Origin of the sequence: Pyxidicoccus fallax (assembly GCF_012933655.1) — a bacterium.
GTDB lineage: Bacteria > Myxococcota > Myxococcia > Myxococcales > Myxococcaceae > Myxococcus > Myxococcus fallax.
In genome coordinates this window covers 38097-56753 of the sequence record NZ_JABBJJ010000022.1, presented here as the reverse complement: position 1 = coordinate 56753, position 18657 = coordinate 38097, and the positions used below count along the sequence as shown (strand labels likewise).

The window sequence follows — 18657 nt, the reverse complement described above, 5'->3', positions numbered from 1 at the left end:
CTCTAGGCGGTGGTGGCCTGCGGCGCCTCCAGCGAGTTGGCGAGCTCCATCAGCGCGCCTTCCATGCCCGGGAGCATGCGGAAGAGCGGCAGCGGATCCTCCACCAGCTTCTTGAACACCCAGTCGAGGATGCCCAGGACCTGGATGCACTCGTCGGAGCCATGCGGGCGCGGGGTCGGGTCGCCGGTGCGCGCGTAGTCGAGCACGGGCAGCACGCCGCAGTAGGGGTTGTAGGCGCACTCCCGGCACTCCGCGTCCCGGTCGCGCAGCGAGAGGTTCATCGTCCGGAAGGTGTTCTTGTCCTGGATGAGCTGTTCGTAGGTGACGTCGCGCACGTTGCCCAGCCCGAAGTAGTCGCGCAGCGAGCGCGCCTCGTCGGAGGGGACGATCTCCCCGTCGTAGTCGTAGACGATGGCCCCGCTGAAGTCGCCGCAGGGGTTGGCCCAGTCCACGTAGCCCACGTCCGTCTTGAAGAGGATCTTCACCATCAGCACGCGCAGCATGCGTTCGGAGTAGTCCGCGTTGAGGCGCTGGTTCTTCTCGTAGATGTAGTCGAGCGCGTCGAGGTAGTGCTTGAGGAAGTCGCGCATGTCGAAGCGCAGCCCGTTCTTCACCGTGTTGCCCAGGTGCTTGAGCTTGATGACCCCGACGTTCTTGAAGCCCATCTCATGGTAGAAGTCGATGGTCCGCCGGAAGTCCGGGGCGTTCGCGCTGCCCACCACGCACAGCGGTGAGGTGCTGAGGATGTCCGGGAACTCCTTCTGGAACTCCCGCAGCTTCTCCACCACCGACCGGTACGAGCCCGCGCCGGTGCGGGTGATGCGGAACCTGTCGTGGACGTCCGGGGGCCCGTTCAACGAGTAGGACACGTTGATGCGGTGCTTCCGGCAGAACTCCATGTGCTCCCTGGTGACAACCATGAGATTGGTCGTCACGCCGAAGTCGAGCTTCTTGCCCACCTTCTCGTTCTGCCGGTGGGCCTCCTCGACGAGGTGCACCATGCCCGGGAAGTTCAGGAACGGCTCGCCGCCCTGGAACTCGAAGTGGATGAGCGGGTTGGGCGTGGAGAGCGCGAAGCGCACCAGCGCGTCGATGGTGTCCGGCTGCATGTCCAGGTGCCGCGCGTCCATCGGCTCCGGGTTCATGTGGCAGTAGGTGCAGTTGAGGTTGCACCGCTTCGTCAGGACGGCCATGTGCAGGCTGGCGCCCGCGAACGTCTTCAGGTGCCAGGTCTTCAGGTCCTCCATCACCTGCGCGGCGTTCTTCGCCGTGACGATGTGGCCGCTCTGCTCCAGGCGCTCGAAGAGCGCCGCGTCCATGAAGATCTCGGAGAGCTGCGCATCCTCGGTCCCGGAGAGGATCTGGAGCGCCCCCGTGCGCGACAGCCGCACGTGGTGGTCCGGCCCTACCTTCCGGGAGGGGAAGAAATTGGGCAGCCACTCGTCCTTGTAACGCCGGCCCGTGGTCCTCATGAGGCGCTTCCCCGCTCGGCGTAGCGCGCCGCGAGCTTCGCGATCTCCGCCCAGTCCATGAACTCCGGACCCGTGTTGATGATCTTCTCCGTGGCCCGGCCGGCGACGGCCTGGATGTGCGCGCGCATGTGCTGGTCGAACGTCTCGCTCATCTCGCGGCTCGCCCCGGGCTCGATGAGCTCGTGCTGCGCGAGGAGCTCGCGGGCGTACTCGGCGAACATGGCGCGGCCGTGCGGGCGGATGTCCTCGAACTCCAGCAGGGTTCGGAAGGTGAAGAGGTTGATGCGGTGCGCGTTGAGCAGATAGCGGTAGTGCTCATCCGGGGACTCGGCGCGGGCGTGCTGGCGCAGCCGCAGCCGGTTGACGGCGAGGAAGGCGTGGATGCCCAGGTGCAGGCCGCGCATGGGGCGCGGGTCGCTGCGGTAGGGGGACGCGGTGTTCTGGGTCGGGTCGTTCCACTTGCCGAAGGCCGACGTGTCCATGATGAGGTGCATGCGCTGGTGCTGCAGCTCGTGGACGATGTCCCCCGCGTGCTTGAACGGGTCATCCACGCGCGTCACGAAGATGGGGCTGGCCGGGCCGTAGGACGCCGAGCGGTGCACGTGCGGGGACCTCGGCCCATTCATGTCGACGAGCCCCGTGCAGAGCAGCGGGCTCCAGTCGAGCATCTCCGGCCACAGGTCGGCGATGATGCGGTAGGCCGCCTCGGCGCTGTCGTGCAGGGACAGGGGCTCCCAGTTCGGGTCCTCCACTTCCTTCCGGAGCTCCTGGGGCGTGGTGCCCACGATGCCCAGCACCGCGTTGTCCTCGATGATGGGGACGTTCCACGACTTCGACCACGTCAGCGGCGTGCGCTCCACGGCGCCGCCGTTCGCGAGCGGGAGGGGCACCTGGATGGGGGCACCTCCCGCGTGCCGCAGGGTGAGCGAGTTGCCAGCGAAGTCCCACTCCACCTTCTGGCCCTCGGGAACGCCGCGCACCTGGATGCGCGTGGAGGTGCGCAGGTCATACAGGCTGGGAGTCGTCCGGAAGCGCACCTTCGGGGAGACGCCCTTGCCTTCGAGGTGGTAGCCGATGAGCAGCGCCTGGAGGTTGCCCACGTACTGGTCGAGCTGCGCGTCGACGCGCGGTTCCTTGGAGACGAGGGCGTTGAGGAGCGAGGCGGGCGCCCAGTGGGACATCAGCTCGGTGAGCCGCTCGGGGGCGCGCGTGGACAGCACGAGCAGCTCGGAGATGAAGTCCTGGAGGGCCGCGCTGCGCTCCGCGCCCAGCCGGGTGGTCATCGCCGTGTCCTGGAGCATGGGCAGGTACGCGTCCATCACCGAGGCACGGTGAACCTGGATGCGTTCACGAACCTGGGCCTTCTTGGCTGTGTCGAGTGCGGGGGGAAACAGGTACGCGTTGATGTCATTCATCCTTGGCTCCAGTCGAACAGCACAACGGAATTCTGGGACAGGCGGGCGAGCAGGCCGAAGAGCACTGCGTCCACCTCGGACGCCGGCAGCTCCAGCAACTGGCTCAGCTGCGAGACGAGCTGCGTGAAGTGCCTGCCGTCACAGCGCTCCAGCATCAGCGCCTCGAGCTCGTTGAGTGGCACCTGGTGGACGCCCGCGTGGCCAGGGAAGCAGAGCAGGGCGGCGGTATCGCTCGCGGGCGGCGCGCCGGTGAGCAGGGGCACCTGCTCGCGCGTCAGCCAGAAGTGGTGGGGCCCGAGCGCCACGCGTCGCTGATGGGCCGTGCGGCGCAGCGCCGCCAGGTGCTCGCCCCGGAGGCGCTCCGCCTCCCCGGGCGGGGTGCTGGACAGGGTCCTGAGCCGCGTCGCGAGCACGCGCATCTGGAACATCCGGCGGTCGAGCCACAGGCTCGTGCGCAGGTCGGCGAGGAAGGACTCGGCGAGCCCGGGGGCGCTCTCCAGCAGACACTCGGCCACGGCGAAGAAGCCCGCGTCCAGCGCGTCCGGCTCGGTGACGGTGGGCGGGATGATGGTGCAGAGGCGGGCGGCGAGCTCCAGGGCCCCGCCTTGGACGAGCCGGCGCAGGGTGCACGGCGCGAGGACGCCGGCGGGCGTCTTGTTGGCCGTCGGCTGGCAGCGTGCGAGCAGGGCCTTCAGCTCGTGCTGCGCGGCCAGGATGGCATCCCGCAGGGGCTGGAGAGGCTCGAGCCACTCCGCGAGCGGAGTGCTGGGCCAGCACGACTTCCGGGTGGGAATGCGCGGGTGGTAGCCGCCGAAGAACGTCGCGACGAGCGCGTGGGGCCGGGGCGCGCCGCCACCGGGCATGAAGCGGGTGCCGGGCACCTGGGGCACGGTGCGCACCAGCCGGTGGGCCTCGTAGTGGAGACGGACGGGAGGGGAAGCCGCGAGGAAGCGGCCCGGCTCCAGGTGCGCCGCGGCGAAGGCGAGCCAGTCCGCCCGGTCATGCGGGTAGCGCTCCAAGGTGCCGGCGCGAGGCCGCGCGGACATGGACGTCGAGCCGCCGCAGGTGGCGACCAGGGCCGGGCGAAGCCATTCGATGAAGGCCCCCGCCTCCACCATGTCCATCTGGTTCCAGAAGCCGTGGAACTGGAGCGAGGCGCCCGTGGGCAGGAAGGCGACGTCTACGCGCTCGCGGTACGGCTCCAGGGCCTCGCGCGTGGTGGACGCATCCTGGATGTCCACCCCGTCCAGCATGAGCACGTCGGGGGTCTCGATGAGGAACGCGCACTGCTCCTCGCCCTCCGCCGAGCGGCGGGCCGGGAGGATGCGGACGCGGACGTCCCCGGGTAGCGAGATGACGTCGCCTGGGCGGAAGGGGTTGAGGACGCGGAAGCCCAACGAGGACAGGAGCCGGCGCGGGCTCTCGTCGCAGGAGCAGGTCGCCGGGTCCTCGTCGAGGAAGTGGATGGGCGTGTCCCGCGGCAGCCCGAGGAGGCTGGGCGGATGCAGGTGGTCATCGTGGCCGTGAGACAGGAACACCGCGCTCACGGTGGTCAGGTCCTCGGTCACCCAACGGGGGCAGGTGGGCTGGCGGAAGTCGAGGTCCTGGCGCACGAGCACCGGATCGAGCAGGAGCCTCAGGCTCTCTCGCGTCACGGCGAAGCTGGTGTGGCCGAGGTGCTCGATCCAAGTGCTCACGGATTAGTCCCATTTGACGCAATCTCCGGATATCCTAAGCGTCCACGGGTGGACGGCGTCAACACAGGCGGAGATGAAGGGTGGAGGCTCCGCCGAGGCGCGCCTACCGCCGCCGGTAGAATGGCGGGTAGTACAGCTCGTAGGTGCCCCAGGCCGAGTTGCTGAAGCCGCCGACGATGAGCACGTGGCCGCTCTTCAGCAGGGTGGCGGTGTGGTGGAAGCGCGACTGGCTCGTGGCCCCCGTGGCCGTCCACGTGCCCGCGTTGAACACCTCGGACGAGCCGCTGAGGTCCTGCACGGGGTTGCCCCCGGTCACCAACCCCCTCCCGTCCTTCAGCCGGGTGGCCGTGTGGTCATGGCGGGTGGTGCTCATCCCGCGTCACGTCGACGAGCCTCCACGAGCCATCCAGGCTCGCGGCCTCGGGGCGGTTCGTCTGTATCCACTGACGCTCCTGGCGCGCTGGGGCCGAAGTAGAGCTCCACCGAGCCGTCCGGGCCCGGCTCGAACCGGTCCTGGAGCGAGCCCAGCACGGAGTTGGAAGCCGCCACCCGTCACGAAGCGGTCTCCCGCGTCCGAGATGGGGATGGAGAGGCCGCCGCCCACGTTGAACATGAAGTGCTGCTCGGGCTCGATCTCCTCCAACTGGAGGGAGCCAGGAGCCCGTGCTTCCGAACCGATTGGCTTCTGCACCCGGATTGGAGCTTCGCCAGGTGGCGTGGGGTGTCCGGAGCGGAACGGGCCCACCGGCTCCAGGTGAGGGTCGGCGGAGGAGGCAGGCATGCGCAGCTTGCGCCCGTCCCATGTCTCCGGTCCTTCAACCCTGGCGCCGCGTGTCGGCGGTGGTGCACGCGGCGCTCCTCTCCGCGTGCGCGACGCTGAATCCACCCCGCTCGGAGCTGGCCGAGCGCGTGGGGCGCTCGGACCTGGACGTGAGCGCGCTGCGCGTGCGCGACCTGGCGCGGCGCGGACCCGGTGGCCGCCCTGGTGGATGCCTGGGCGCTGCTGGCCCAGCTCCAGGACGCGCTGGTGGGCCTGGGACTGCTGGGGGCAGGCGTCCTCGGAATACTGGTGGTGCGCGCCTGGAGGCGTGCGTGAGGAAGTCATCGCAACTGCGTAACCGAGGACTCCATGGTGCGCTGAGAGGTGATTCCGCCACGCCCAGGGAAGCCACAGCCTGAAGGGTTCAAGGCCTCACACGGGAGTCAGGCATGGCCCAAGCGAAGAAGCCCAACATCCTCGTCATCTTCGGGGACGACATCGGCATATGGAATCTCTCCTGCTACAGCTCGGGGATGATGGGCTACAGGACGCCCAACATCGACCGGATCGCCAATGAGGGCATGCGGTTCACGGATGCCTATGGCGAGCAGAGCTGCACGGCGGGGCGCGCCTCCTTCATCACGGGGCAGTCCGGCTTCCGCACCGGCCTCACCAAGGTGGGCCTCCCCGGAGCACCCGTGGGGCTGCGGGCCGAGGATGCGACCATCGCGCAGCTGCTCAAGCCCCTGGGCTACGCGACGGGCCAGTTCGGCAAGAACCACCTCGGAGACCAGAACCCATTCCTGCCCACCGTCCATGGCTTCGACGAGTTCTTCGGCAATCTCTACCACCTCAACGCCGAGGAGGACCCGGAGGACCCCGACTACCCGAACGCGAAGGACTTGCCCCAGTTCCGCCAGCGCTTCGGACCCCGGGGCGTCATCCATTCCTGGGCGACCGACAAGGATGACCCGACCGTCGACCCGCGCTGGGGCCGGGTGGGCATGCAGAGAATCGAGGACACCGGCCCGCTGACCCGCAAGCGCATGGAGACGTGCGACGACGAGTTCGTCGGCGCCGCCAGGGATTGGATCAAGCGCCAGCATGGCGCGGGCAAGCCCTGGTTCTGCTGGCTCAACACGACGCACATGCACTTCCGGACGCACACGAAGCCGGAGAGCCTTGGCCAGGCCGGACGGTGGCAGTCGCCGTACCACGACACGATGGTCGACCACGACAAGAACGTGGGCGAGATGCTGGCGCTGCTGGACGAGCTGGGCGTCACCCAGGACACCGTCGTCCTCTACACCACCGACAACGGGCCGCACATGAACAGCTGGCCCGACGCCGCGATGACGCCCTTCCGGAGCGAGAAGGACACCAACTGGGAGGGGGCCTTCCGCGTCCCGCTCGTCATCCGCTGGCCGGGCAGGATTCCGGCGGGCGTGGTCTCCAACGAAATCGTCGCGCACCACGACTGGCTGCCCACGCTCCTGGCGGCGGCCGGCGAGCCGGACATCAAGCAGAAGCTGCTCAAGGGCTACACGGCGGGAGACGACCTCACCTTCAAGCTGCACCTGGACGGCTTCAATCTCCTCCCGTACCTGACCGGAAAGGAGAAGAAGAGCCCGCGCGAGGGCTTCATCTACTTCAGCGACGACGGGGACCTCGTCGCCATGCGCTTCGACAACTGGAAGCTGGTCTTCATGGAGCAGCGCGTCCCGGGAACGATGCAGATCTGGGCGGAGCCGTTCACCCCCCTGCGCGTCCCCAAGCTCTACAACCTGCGCACCGACCCGTTCGAGCGCGCCGACACCACCTCGAACACCTACTGGGATTGGTTCGTCACCAAGGGCTACATGATCATGGCCGCGCAGGCGCTCGTCGCCCGGTTCCTGGAGACGTTCAAGGAGTTCCCGCCGAGACAGAAGGCGGCCAGCTTCACCATCGACCAGGCGATGGAGCGGATGGAGGCCTCCCTCAACGGCTCCAGGAAGTAACGGGCGTCCAGGGCGCTCACCGCCCGGGCCTGGGAGGAAAGCGCGACAGCATCTGCTCAGTGCGGCGCGCCTCCCGGGCCTTCCAGCTCGGACTCGGCCCGCCTCAGGCGCTGGCCCAGCTCCTGGAGCCGCTGGCGATCCGCCGTCTCCTTCTCATCGAGCATGGAGTCAGCCTCCTCCACCAGGCCCCGTAGCCGGCGCAGGCCGTCGTGCAGGAGTTCGTGCTCCTCCGAAGTCACCGAGGAGGAGTGGGTCAGGTGGCCCACCACCGCGTCCAGCACCTGGGCATGGAGGTGGGCCTCGCCCACCTTCGCCGTCACGCCCGTGCTGTCCAGCATCCGCCGCGTGGGCGCCATGATGCGGGCGAACTCCAGGGTGACGCCCCGCCGCGCGAGCTCGTCGTGCAGGCTGACCAGCATGTCGGCGCCGGGGACGTCCAGGTCCGCCGTCACCTCCAGGTCCAGCAGCACGGCCTGGACGCGGCCGGGGGCGCGGCGCAGCCGCTCGATGACCTCGTCCCGCAGCGAGGTGGCGTTGGCGAAGAAGATGCCTTCGTTGGGGCGGAGCAGGAGCATGCCCGGCACCGTCAGCGGGCGGGGCGAGTGCCGCACGTCACTGAAGGCGAGGGTGCCCGGCGCGCGTCCCAGCTCGCTCAGGCGGGGCACGCTGGCGCGGTACACCGTGAGGAAGAGCGACACACCCACCGCCAGCAGCAGCCCGGGCAGCACGTCCAGGGCGAGCACGCCGACCAGCGCGACCGCGGCCCCGATGAAGTCGGCCCGCCGCAGCCGGTACAGCCGCCGCATCTCCCGCACGTCCATCATCCCCGAGACGGCCACCACCACGATGGCGCCCAGGGTGGCCTCGGGCAGCAGGCGGAAGAGAGGCGTCAGGAACAGCGCGACCAGCAGCGTGAGGACCGCGGCCAGGATGGAGGACACCTGGGTGCGCGCACCGGCCGCGTCGTTGGCGGCGGACTTGGACAGGCTGCAGCCGATGGAGAAGCCCTGGAAGAGCCCGGCCCCCATGTTGGCGGCGCCCAGGCCCACCAGCTCCCGGCTGGCATTCACCTCATAGCCGTGGCGTGCCGCCAGCATGCGCGCGGGGCCAATCGCCTCGGCGAAGGCCACCAGCGCGATGCCGCAGGCCCCTGGCAGCAGGCCCAGCAAGTCCTTCCAGCCCACGTCCGGCAGCCGGGGCGCCGCGAGCCCCGCCTGAACCTTGCCAACCACGTGCACACCGCGCCCGTCCAGCCCCAACAGGGCCGTCACGCCAATGGCCAGCGCCAGCACCACCAGGGCCGCGGGGAGCCGCTCCGACACCCGCTCCAGCCCCAGCAACACCAGCAGGCTGCCAGCGCCCACGAGCAGGGTGACCAGGTGCGTGCCGCCCAGGTGCGTGGCGAGGAACCACAGCCGCTCGAAGAAGTTGCCCTCGCCGGCCTCCAGGCCGAAGAGCTTGGGCACCTGCTTGATGGCGATGACGAGCGCCAGGCCGAAGACGAAGCCGGTGAGGACGGAGGCGGAGAAGAACTGGGCGACGCGCCCCAGCCGCAGCACGCCCGCGAGCAACGAGATGAGGCCCGCCATCAGCGCCAGCGCCGCGGTGAGGACGACGAACCGCGGCGAGCCCGCCTGGGCCAGGGCACCCACGGTGGCGGCGGAGAGGACCGCCACCGCCGCGGACACGGCCACGACGAGCTGGCGCGAGCTGCCGAACAGCCCATACAGCACCAGCCCCGCGGGGGCCGCGTAGAAGGCGGCCGTCGGCGGCAGGCCCGCCAGCTCCGCGTACGCCATGCCCTCCGGGATGAGGAGGGCGGTGATGGTGAGGGCGCCCACCAGGTCCCGCTTCAGCCACGCGGGGCGGTAGTCGCGCACCGTGGAGGCGAAGGGCACCGCACGGGCAAGCAAGGAGGCCGCGGGCCTCGTCTTCTGGGGCTGTGCCATGGGGCCCGCTCCTCCTGGACAAAGACAACCCCGCGGCGGTTGGCACGCGATTGTGTTTGCAAGGTGATGGTCGCGTTAAGGGGTAGGGACACCTCCTTCCCGGCGCAAACCCCGAAGGGCAGGGGAACGGGCCCTGGGATGTCCGAGGCCCCCGAGCTCCGAAGAGGGTGGCCAACCCTCGGGTACAGGTAGCTCCACCTACCGGACTGAGCACCTTTCCGTTCATGTGATGCGACGCCCTCCCTCGGTCGGAGGCCCGCGGCGGGCGGCGGAGCGCGAACCGGCAAGAGGACTCCCATGGCGAAGACGAAACAGGCAGGCAATGGTTCCAATGGCCCCAGCGGCAACGGCCATGGCAAGAGCGGGGCCGGGCGCAAGCCAAACATCCTGGTCATCTGGGGCGATGACATCGGCATCTGGAATGTCAGCGCCTACAACCTGGGAATGATGGGCTACCGCACGCCCAACATCGACCGCATCGCCCGCGAGGGCGCGCTGCTGACGGACTGCTACGGGCAGCAGAGCTGCACCGCGGGCCGCGCCGCCTTCATCACCGGCATGAACCCGCTGCGCACCGGCCTGACGACCATCGGCATGCCGGGGGCGGACTACGGTCTCCAGGACTCGGACCCCACCATCGCGGAGCTGCTCAAGCCACTGGGGTACACCTGCGGGCAGTTCGGCAAGAACCACCTGGGCGACTCGAACCGGTTCCTGCCCACGGTCCATGGCTTCGATGAGTTCCATGGCAACCTGTACCACCTGAACGCCGAGAACGAGCCCGAGTGCCCCGACTACCCGAAGGACCCGGCCTTCAAGGCGAAGTTCGGGCCCCGGGGCGTGCTCCACACCTGGGCCACCGACCGCGACGACCCGACCGAGGACGCGCGCTGGGGCCGGGTGGGCCGGCAGCGCATCGAGGACACCGGCCCCCTGACGGCCAGGCGCATGGAGACCGTGGACGAGGAGTTCCTCCAGTCCTCGCTGGCCTTCATGGAGCGCGCGGTGGCGGACGACAAGCCCTTCTTCATCTGGCACAACTCCACGCGCACCCACGTCTGGACGTTCCTGCAGGAGAAGTACCGCAACAAGACGGGCAAGGGCCTGTACGCGGACGCCATGACGGAGCTGGATGACCACGTGGGCGCGCTGCTGGCCAAGCTCGACGAGCTGGGCATCGCCGACAACACCATCGTCATCTTCTCCACGGACAACGGCGTGGAGAAGATGGGCTGGCCGGACGGCGGCAACGCGCCGTTCCGGGGCGAGAAGGGCTCCACCTGGGAGGGCGGCGTGCGCGTGCCCTGCGTCGTGCGGTGGCCGGGCACCATCCCGCCGGGCAGCGTCATCAACGACATCTTCGCCCACGAGGACTGGATGCCCACGCTCGTGGCGGCGGCGGGCGGCCCGGAGGACCTCGCCGAGCGGTGCAAGAAGGGCTACACCGTGGGGAGCAAGACGTTCAGGGTCTATCTGGACGGCTACGACCAGCGCGGGCTGCTGGCGGGCACGGAGCCAGGCCGCCGGCATGAGTTCGTCTACGTGCTCGACAGCGGCAACCTCGCCGCCATCCGGTACGACGATTGGAAGATCGTCTTCAACTACCAGGACGGCGAGGGCCCCGACATGTGGTTCAGCGGCAAGCGCTTCAACCCCGCCTGGCCCTACATCTTCAACCTGCGCTCGGACCCCTTCGAGTACGCGACACATTCCGGGCAGTACGTGCGCTGGTACGGCGAGCGGATGTTCCTCTTCGTCCCGGCCCAGGCCATGGTGAAGCGCTTCGCCGAGAGCCTCATCGAATACCCACCGAGCCAGGCCCCGGGCAGCCTCTCCATCGGCCCCCTCAAGGAGCGGGTGAAGGAGAAGATGCGCGAGCGACAGGGTGACGGCCGGCCCACGGTGGGCGATCAGATCATGAGCCTGGCCAACGAGGTGGAGCAGTTCGTCCACCGCGCCCTCCAGGCACACTCCTGAGGCGCTGACGCGGCGGGGGGCCGCGGGGGCCTCCCTGCCGCGCGTGAGCGCATCACGTCGCCGACGTCATGGCCGGGAGCCGCCGTGGACGGGCTGGGAGAAGTCGGGAGTGGTGAGTTGCTGGTGCGGCTGCTCGTGGCGGGCTGCGCGGGCATCATCCTGGGCCTGCCGTACCGCAAGCGGCCGGGTGGCGTCCGGACCCACTACCTGGTGACGCTGGGCGCCGCGCTGTTCTGCACCACCGGGGCGAACCTGGTGGGAAGGGAGGCCGAAACGCTCCGCATCATCCAGGGCATCGCCTCCGGCATCGGGTTCGTGGGGGCGGCGAGCGTCCTCAAGAAGGGGCGCGCCATTTTCGGAATCACGACGGCCGCGTCCATCTGGATTGCTGCGGCCGTGGGGTGCGAGGTGGCGCTGGGCAGCCCGTTGCTCGCCTCGGTGGTGGCCCCCTCCGTCGCCCTCACGAGCTGGCTGGTGGGCCTGCTGGAGCGCAGGGTCTTCCACCGCAGAAGGCGCCTGCGCCGGCCGCGGGAGCGTCGCGGAGGGCACGAGGAGCCAGGGCATCAGTGAGGCGGGTGCTCGGCTTCATCCTCCTCTCGTTCCCTCCCGCCGGAGGGACGTGCGACCCGGGGGCCATGGGCAGGCCGGGTGGGGCTTCGCAGCTTTGCCCGGCAGAGGACTGGAGGGAGTGATGCGCTCATGGCGGCGGAACGTGGGCGTGGGGGCCGGGCTCCTGGGATTGCTGGCGTGGGCGCCCGTCTCGCTGGCGCAAGCGCCGGAGACACCACCCGCCGAGCAGGACCTGGCGAAGGCCGTTCAGAACCCGGTCGCGAATCTCATCAGCGTGCCGCTGCAGGACAATGTGGACTTCGGCATCGGTCCGTTCAACCGGGTGCGCAATACCCTCAACATCCAGCCCGTGGTGCCGCTGCCGCTGACGCTGGACTGGAACCTCATCACCCGGGTCATCCTGCCCATCGCCTACCAGCCGGATGTGGCCGCGGACAGCGGGGGCACGTTCGGGCTGGGAGACACGTCCGCCACGTTCTTCGTGGCACCCGCGAAGCCCGGGGCGCTCATCTGGGGCGTGGGACCGGCGCTGCTGCTGCCCACGGCGACGGACGACGTCCTGGGCACGGGGAAGTGGTCCATCGGACCTTCCGCGGTGGTGCTCGTCCAGCCCGAGCCCTGGTCGGTGGGCGTGCTGGCCAACAACGTGTGGTCCGTCTTCGGGAGTGAAGACCGGGCATCCGTGAACCAGTTGCTCCTGCAATACTTCATCACCTACAACCTGCCAGGCGGCTGGTACGTGACGTCGGCGCCCATCCTCACCGCCAACTGGGAGGCGGACGAGGACAAGTGGGTCGTGCCGTTCGGCGCGGGGGCCGGCAAGGTCTTCAAGGTTGGCGGGCAGTCCCTCAACGGCTCGGTGAGCGCGTACTACAACGTCGTGCGTCCGGACGGTGGCGCCGACTGGCAGCTGCGCCTTCAGCTCGCGTTCCTCTTTCCCAAGGGCTCGAAGCCGAAGCAGTAGGCGGCCCCACCGGAACCCCCTCCGCCCGGCTCCCCGCGAGCGTTGCGCGGGCGACACGGCGGGCCCAGCGTGTCGCGGGAGAGGTGCCCCCATCCATGTCCCAGCTCCCGCGCCGTCCCCGCCGTCACTCCCCCTTCATCGCGCTCGTGCTCGCCCTCGGGCTGGTCTTCCCGGCCGCCACCCGGGCGCAGGCCGCGAAGGCAGATCCGCTCCCGTCATGGAATGACGGCCCGGTGAAGCAGGCCCTCATCGACTTCGTCTCCCGCGTGACGAAGGAGGGCGGCCCGGACTTCCTCCCGGTGGAGCAGCGCATCGCCGTCTTCGACAACGACGGCACGCTGTGGCAGGAGAAGCCGGCCGTCCAGGGCGCCTTCCTGGCCGACCGGGTCCAGGCCCTGGTCGAGAAGGACCCCTCGCTCCGGCAGCGGCAGCCCTACAAGGCCGTGCTGGAGCGGGACGTGGACGCGTTGATGGAGGGGGGCGAGAAGGCGCTGATGGAGCTGTTCGCCGCCACCCACGCGAACATGACGCAGGAGCAGTTCCAGGCGGAGGTGCGGCGATTCCTTCGCACCGCGCGCCACCCGAAGCTCGGCGTGCCGTACACGCAGCTCGCCTACCAGCCCATGCTCGAATTGCTCCAGTACCTGCGTGACAACGGCTTCCAGACATGGGTCAGCTCGGGCGGGGGCATCGACTTCATGCGGGTCTTCTCCGAGGAGCTGTACGGCGTCCCACCAGCGCAGGTCATCGGCAGCAGCCTGGAGACGAAGTACGAGAAGCGCGGCGGCAGGGACGTGCTCTGGCGCGAGCCCCGCGTGGACCACGTCAACGACAAGGAGGGCAAGCCGGTGGGCAACGACCTGCACATCGGCCGGCCCCCGGTGTTCGTCGCGGGCAATGTCCGCAGCGGCGGAGACATCGCCATGCTGGAGGCCTCGCGGCAGCGGCGCGGGCCCTCGTTCCAGCTCCTCGTCAACCACGACGACGCGGCGAGGGAGTTCGCCTACCAGGAGAAGGACGGGGCCTCCCTGCGCGCGGCGCGGGAGGGCGGCTGGCAGGTCGTCAGCATGCGCGACGACTGGAAGACCGTCTTCGTCACGTCCGCGCCTCCTCCTTGAGCGCCTGGGGCCGGGGCTGGGCGAGGGCGGAGGCGAACACCAGCCCCATGACGATCTGCGCCGCCACCAGGAGCACGTCGAAGAAGTTCTCTCCGGAGGCGGGCGCTCCCGGCCGGAGCAGGGCCACGACGGCCTGGGTGCCGAGGAAGCCCGGCGCGAGCTGGAGCAGTCCGGGCATGATGACGGTCGTCGCGGTCCTCCCGGGGAGCCGGGCATACAGGGCCCCGGCGACGCCCAGCACGAAGGACGCCAGCAGCGGGCTGCCGCGTCCCCCGACGAGGAGCTTCGTCAATTCCTGGGTGCCGAAGGCCAGCAGCGCCGCGCCGACAATCCATGGAAGCTCGCGCTGCTGGCCGCCCATGCAGACCGTCAGCGCGACGCCGCCCAGCGCCACGAGGGCCAGCACCACGGGCTCGGGCAGCGGGCTCGCCTGGAGGTGGGCGGGAGGCGGCAGGAAGAGCGTCCAGAGCCGGGACGCGGCGATGAGGCCCACGCCCACCAGCAGGAAGCGCAGGAGCCCGTAGGTGAGGCGTGACATCCCCGCCTCGACCGACTCGCTCACCAGCTCGTCGGCGCCCAGCGTCACCACCATGGCGGGGATGAGCAGCGTCACCCCACCGAAGAGGGCCCGGACCAGGTCGAAGGGTGGCAGCACCTCAGCGAGGCCCAGGGCCACCAGCGTCCCGACGAACGCGGCGAGGAAGCTCTTCTGCAGGTCGATGCGCATCGATCGGAGCGTGCCGAAGTGGATGAGGCCCGCCAGGACGCCGATGACGCCCGCTGCGGCCATCTCCCACCACCGCCCGCCCACCCGGGCGGCCACGGCCGCGCCGTACACGCCGTAGGCGACGAACACCAGCCACTCCGGCCAGGCCCTGGGCTGGTGGAGGATGCGGTCCAGCTCGGCGCGTGCCTCGGCCAGCGTGAGCTGCCCGGCCGTCACCGCGCGGGTGAGCAGGAGCAGGCCCGACGTCCGGCGGAGGTTCCAGTGGGGGTTGAAGGGCAGGCGCTCGATGTCCACCCGCCGCTGGTTTCCAGAGGTGGTCTCCGTCGCCACGAAGCTCTGGAGCGTGAAGAGCTCCATGCGCAGTCCCAGACCTCGAGCGGCCCCCCGCGCGAGTGACTCCAGCCTGTGAGCGGGCAGGTAGGCGAGGTGGAGCGCCCGCACGAGGTCGAGCAGGAAGGCCACGGCCTGGTCCTCTTCGCCCCGCGGTGGGGGTGTGGCGGGTTCACTCATGGGGAGCCTCCTGGCGAGACGGCGGGCGCGGGCTGCGCTCCGGATGCCGTGAAGCTCTGCCCGCGAGCGGGGGCTGTCATCCAACCCGAGCAGGAGCACGCGAGCCCCAGGACGAATGGTTGGATTGTCAATCCCGTGGCGCGGACGCACCGTTGTGTGGAGGGTGCCCGCGGATGCCCGCCTGGCCGGGCTCCCGTGACTGCGTGGATGCCAGCCCATGGACGTGTCCGCTCCACTTCCCGACTTCTCGCTCTTGAAGGGAGGGCCGCTCTTCAGGGTCGAGCGCGCGCTCCGCCTCGTCCCGTCCGAGCGGCCTGGCGGGTTCCGGTGCACGCTGGCCCTCGTCATGCTGGCCTGGCTGCCCATCCCCCTCCTCACGCTGCTCCGGGGTGGCACGGCGCTGGACGCCCTGTTCTCGGAGCTGCAGGTCCACGCCCAGTTGCTGCTCGCGCTGGCGGTGCTCATCGCCGCCGAGCCGTATGTCGACGGGCGCCTCTCGCTGGCCGCGCGCCAGTTCCTCGCCTCCCATCTGGTGGGGGTGGGGAGCCGGCCCGCCTTCGTTCAGGCCGCGCGCGACGCGATGCGCTGGCGCGACAGGGCGCTCGCCGAGGTCTGCCTGCTGGTGGCCGCCTTCGCGCTCGGGCTCCTGTCACGGCACGACCCCGCCCGGACGTGGATCTTCGACGGGGTGGGGGAGTCCCCATCGCTGGCGGGCTGGTGGTACCTGGCGGTGAGCCAGCCCCTGTTCCGATTCCTGGCGCTGCGCTGGCTGTGGCGCGGCGTGCTGTGGGCCCGCTTCCTGTTTCGCGTCTCGCGGCTGCCGCTCACGCTGGTGCCCACGCATCCGGACATGACAGGGGGCCTGGGGTTCCTGGCCATCTGCCAGGCCAGCTTCGCGCCCGTGGTGTTCGCGCTGGCCGCGGCGGTGGCCTCGGAAGTGTGGGGCGACCAGCCCGATGGCGTCGTGGGCATGCCGCTGCCGTACCTCGTTCCCCTGGCGGTCCTCGGGGGCATCTCGGCCATCGTCGTCTACGCGCCCCTGGGCTTCTTCACGCCCCAGCTCGTCCGGGCCAAGCGCCGGGGAGACTTGCGGTTCTCCGAGCTCGCCGCCTGGCACTCGCGGCGCTTCGAGCGGAAGTGGTTTGCCGACCGCGAAGGCGGCGAGCTGCTGGGGGCGCCCGAATTCTCCTCCCTGGCCGACCTGGGCAGCGCCTTCGTCACCGCCCGGAAGATGCGCCTGTTCCCGTTCGACCCGCGCTCGCTGGTGGCCGTCGTCGGGGCGGCGCTCGCGCCCCTGGCCATCCTGCTGATGCTGGACCGGGAGTTCCTCAAGGTCCTCAAACAGATTCACGAAGGGCTGCCCTGAAAGGGGAGTGGAGCATGTTGAGAGCCATCGCCATCTTCGCCCTGTCCAACACCATCGTCCTGTTCACGTTCTGCACCGGGCTGGCGGCGCGCCCGGCGGAGCTGCGGCAGGTGTTTCAACGTCCGGCGCTCTACGGGCGGGCCCTGGCGGTGATACTGGTGGCGGTGCCGCTGGTGGCGTACGCGCTGGTGCGGCTGCTCAGGCTCCCTCCAGTGGCGGCGGGCGCCATCGTCCTCACGGCCGTCTGCCCCGGGGCGCCCCTGCTGGTGAGGCATGCGAAGTCCCTGGGCGCGAGCGTCACCACGTCGCTCAACCTGCTGCTGCTGCTGCTCCTGTGCACCCTCGTCTCGGTGCCCCTCTGGGTCGCCATCCTGGACCGGGTGATGGGCCTGGAACTCCAGGCCCGTCCCGGGCTGGTGCTGAGCACCCTGCTGGTGAAAATCTTCCCGGCGCTGCTGGTGGGAATGACCATCCAACACTTCTTCCCGCGCGTGGCGAAGGTGCTGGCCGTGTGGGGCAACCGCCTGTTCCTGGTGCTCCTGGTGGCGGTCGCGGTGCTCGGCATCTACCTGGCGGCGCCGCGCCTGCGGGACCTCGGGGGGGCCACCGTGCTGGCGCTGCTGGTGCTCGTGTCCGCCTCGGCCTTCCTGGGACACTGGGCGGGCGGGCCGCGGCTCGAGGACCGCAAGGCCGTGGCCCTGGCCGCCGCGCTCGCCCCGCCGGCGCTGACGATGACCATCATCACCCAGAGCTACCCCCGCCTCCAGGCGCTGCACGTGGCGGCGGTGGTGGGCGCCATCGTCCTGGTCCGGCTGCTCGGGCTGATTCCCTACAAGGCCTGGGCGAAGCGGCGAGGCCGAGCGGAGCGGGCGGGCCGGCTGCCTCCCGGCAGCGTTCCCACCTGAGGGCGCGGCTTCACGGGGCCGCGGGCCGCACGATGCAGCGGAAGCCGATGTGGCAGGCCCCGCTGTCCACGGCCTGCGGAGAGCGCGCGGCGGGGCGGTAGCGTCGGCAGTAGTTGGGCGCGCACAGGTGGCTGCCGCCCTTGAGCACGCGACGGGGGATGTTCACCTGGGGCTGGGCCGGGTCCTGGCTGCCGGCCGGCTGGGCGGGCCCGCGCGGGTTGACGGGGATGCAGCACGCCTTGCCCTTGTTGCCGGTGTGGCGCGACTGGAACCAGTCCGTGGTCCACTCCCACACGTTGCCCGCCATCTCGTGCAGGCCGTAGCCGTTGGGCGGGAAGCTGCCCACGGGGCAGGTGCCCTCGAAGCCGTCCTCGCGCAGGCTCTGCCAGGGAAACTCGCCCTGCCAGGTGTTGGCCAGGTGCTTGCCGCCGGGAGCGAGCTCGTCCCCCCAGCAGTACTCCCGCCGGTCCAGTCCGCCGCGCGCGGCCTTCTCCCACTCGGCCTCCGTGGGCAGCGCCTTGCCGGCCCACTTCGCGTACGCCTCCGCGTCCTCGAAGGCGAGGTGCACCACGGGGTGCTTGCCGCGCCCCTTGAGGTTGCTGCCGGGCCCCTCCGGGTGCCTCCAGAACGCGCCCGGCACGTAGGCCCACCAGTTCGAGATGTCCCGCAGGTCGACACGGCCGGGGGGCTTGCGGAAGACGAGCGAGCCGGGCGCCAGCAGCTCCGGGAGCGCGCCGGGGTAGTCCGCGGGGTTCAGCGGGCGCTCGGCCACGGTGACGTACTTCGTGGCGTCCACGAAGCGGGCGAACTGCATGTTCGTCACCGTGAAGCGGTCCATCCAGAAGCCGGAGACCGTCACCTGGTGGGCGGGCGCCTCCTCGGGGTAGTGGTGGTCCGAGCCCATCCAGTAGGTGCCGCCGGGAATCCACACCATGTCGGGGAAGGGGGCCTCGCCCGCGGAGGGCTCGGAAGCGCCGGAGGGCTCCGGGTCGAGCCTCACGGCCTCGCTGCTCATGTCGGTGCTCATGCCTGGCTCCTCGGGAAGGGCGGGGATGGGGCTCCACGTTCCACGGGTGGCAATCTGAACCGACACGGGGCCGAAGGCACCGGCCCCCACGGGCAGGGTCTGGGCCAGAAGTGGACGCCTGGCGAGGACGCGCGGCCACCGCCGGCCGCGCGCCCGGGGGACTCGGGGTCGCGACGACTGCCCGTGCACGCCCGGGTGGA

General features: G+C 70.2%; 15 protein-coding genes. 8 read left to right on the top strand and 7 right to left on the bottom strand.

Features of this window, described 5'->3' with window-relative positions; translation table 11 throughout:
- Positions 1-2: 2 nt before the first annotated feature.
- The 4 genes from HG543_RS07165 to HG543_RS07150 form a co-directional block, all read right to left on the bottom strand.
- A complete protein-coding gene (locus HG543_RS07165; RefSeq protein WP_169343933.1) occupies positions 3-1472 on the bottom strand; it encodes a radical SAM/SPASM domain-containing protein in 1470 nt (489 codons plus the stop codon).
- A complete protein-coding gene (locus tag HG543_RS07160; RefSeq protein WP_169343932.1) occupies positions 1469-2887 on the bottom strand; it encodes an aKG-HExxH-type peptide beta-hydroxylase in 1419 nt (472 codons plus the stop codon). Before HG543_RS07160 ends, HG543_RS07165 begins: the two co-directional genes overlap by 4 nt.
- The gene (locus HG543_RS07155) at positions 2884-4584 is read right to left on the bottom strand and encodes an MBL fold metallo-hydrolase (protein ID WP_169343931.1); all 1701 of its coding nucleotides are present in this window, start codon (positions 4582-4584) and stop codon (positions 2884-2886) included. Before HG543_RS07155 ends, HG543_RS07160 begins: the two co-directional genes overlap by 4 nt.
- Positions 4585-4687: 103 nt before the next feature.
- Positions 4688-4957: a Kelch repeat-containing protein gene (locus HG543_RS07150; RefSeq protein WP_169343930.1), complete on the bottom strand. Its 270-nt coding sequence runs from the start codon at positions 4955-4957 to the stop codon at positions 4688-4690.
- Positions 4958-5557: 600 nt separating this feature from the next.
- On the opposite strand from HG543_RS07150, the gene HG543_RS56220 reads away from it, so the two are divergent.
- Both HG543_RS56220 and HG543_RS07140 read left to right on the top strand, forming a co-directional pair.
- The gene (locus HG543_RS56220; protein ID WP_281404366.1) at positions 5558-5680 is read left to right on the top strand and encodes a hypothetical protein; all 123 of its coding nucleotides are present in this window, start codon (positions 5558-5560) and stop codon (positions 5678-5680) included.
- Positions 5681-5793: 113 nt separating this feature from the next.
- Positions 5794-7344 (top strand): arylsulfatase, encoded by a 1551-nt coding sequence (locus HG543_RS07140; RefSeq protein ID WP_169343929.1) that lies wholly within the window; start codon positions 5794-5796, stop codon positions 7342-7344.
- A gap of 56 nt (positions 7345-7400) precedes the next feature.
- Here HG543_RS07140 and HG543_RS07135 read toward each other — a convergent pair whose 3' ends face one another.
- Positions 7401-9293, bottom strand: coding sequence for a SulP family inorganic anion transporter (locus tag HG543_RS07135; RefSeq protein WP_169343928.1), 1893 nt, complete (start codon positions 9291-9293; stop codon positions 7401-7403).
- Between the two features lie 297 nt (positions 9294-9590).
- Between HG543_RS07135 and HG543_RS07130 the strand changes: the two genes are divergently transcribed.
- The 4 genes from HG543_RS07130 (at position 9591) to HG543_RS07115 (ending at position 13922) form a co-directional block, all read left to right on the top strand.
- Positions 9591-11270, top strand: coding sequence for an arylsulfatase (locus HG543_RS07130; protein ID WP_169343927.1), 1680 nt, complete (start codon positions 9591-9593; stop codon positions 11268-11270).
- A gap of 84 nt (positions 11271-11354) precedes the next feature.
- Complete coding sequence (locus tag HG543_RS07125) at positions 11355-11840, top strand: MgtC/SapB family protein (protein ID WP_169343926.1); 486 nt, start codon at positions 11355-11357, stop codon at positions 11838-11840.
- Positions 11841-11961: 121 nt separating this feature from the next.
- Complete coding sequence (locus HG543_RS07120; protein ID WP_211193783.1) at positions 11962-12804, top strand: neuromedin U; 843 nt, start codon at positions 11962-11964, stop codon at positions 12802-12804.
- A gap of 95 nt (positions 12805-12899) precedes the next feature.
- Positions 12900-13922: an HAD family hydrolase gene (locus HG543_RS07115; RefSeq protein ID WP_169343925.1), complete on the top strand. Its 1023-nt coding sequence runs from the start codon at positions 12900-12902 to the stop codon at positions 13920-13922.
- Here HG543_RS07115 and HG543_RS07110 read toward each other — a convergent pair.
- Entirely contained in the window at positions 13900-15159 is a 1260-nt protein-coding gene (locus tag HG543_RS07110; protein WP_169343924.1) for a threonine/serine exporter family protein, read from the bottom strand. The two genes, HG543_RS07115 and HG543_RS07110, sit on opposite strands and share 23 nt — an antisense overlap.
- A 217-nt stretch (positions 15160-15376) precedes the next feature.
- On the opposite strand from HG543_RS07110, the gene HG543_RS07105 reads away from it, so the two are divergent.
- Both HG543_RS07105 and HG543_RS07100 read left to right on the top strand, forming a co-directional pair.
- Positions 15377-16525: a hypothetical protein gene (locus HG543_RS07105; protein ID WP_169343923.1), complete on the top strand. Its 1149-nt coding sequence runs from the start codon at positions 15377-15379 to the stop codon at positions 16523-16525.
- Between the two features lie 14 nt (positions 16526-16539).
- On the top strand, positions 16540-17430 hold the full coding sequence (locus tag HG543_RS07100) for a hypothetical protein (protein ID WP_169343922.1): 891 nt from the start codon (positions 16540-16542) through the stop codon (positions 17428-17430).
- 10 nt (positions 17431-17440) lie between these two features.
- Here the strand turns inward: HG543_RS07100 and HG543_RS07095 are convergent, their stop codons facing one another.
- Positions 17441-18457, bottom strand: coding sequence for a formylglycine-generating enzyme family protein (locus HG543_RS07095; RefSeq protein WP_246356824.1), 1017 nt, complete (start codon positions 18455-18457; stop codon positions 17441-17443).
- Positions 18458-18657: the final 200 nt, after the last annotated feature.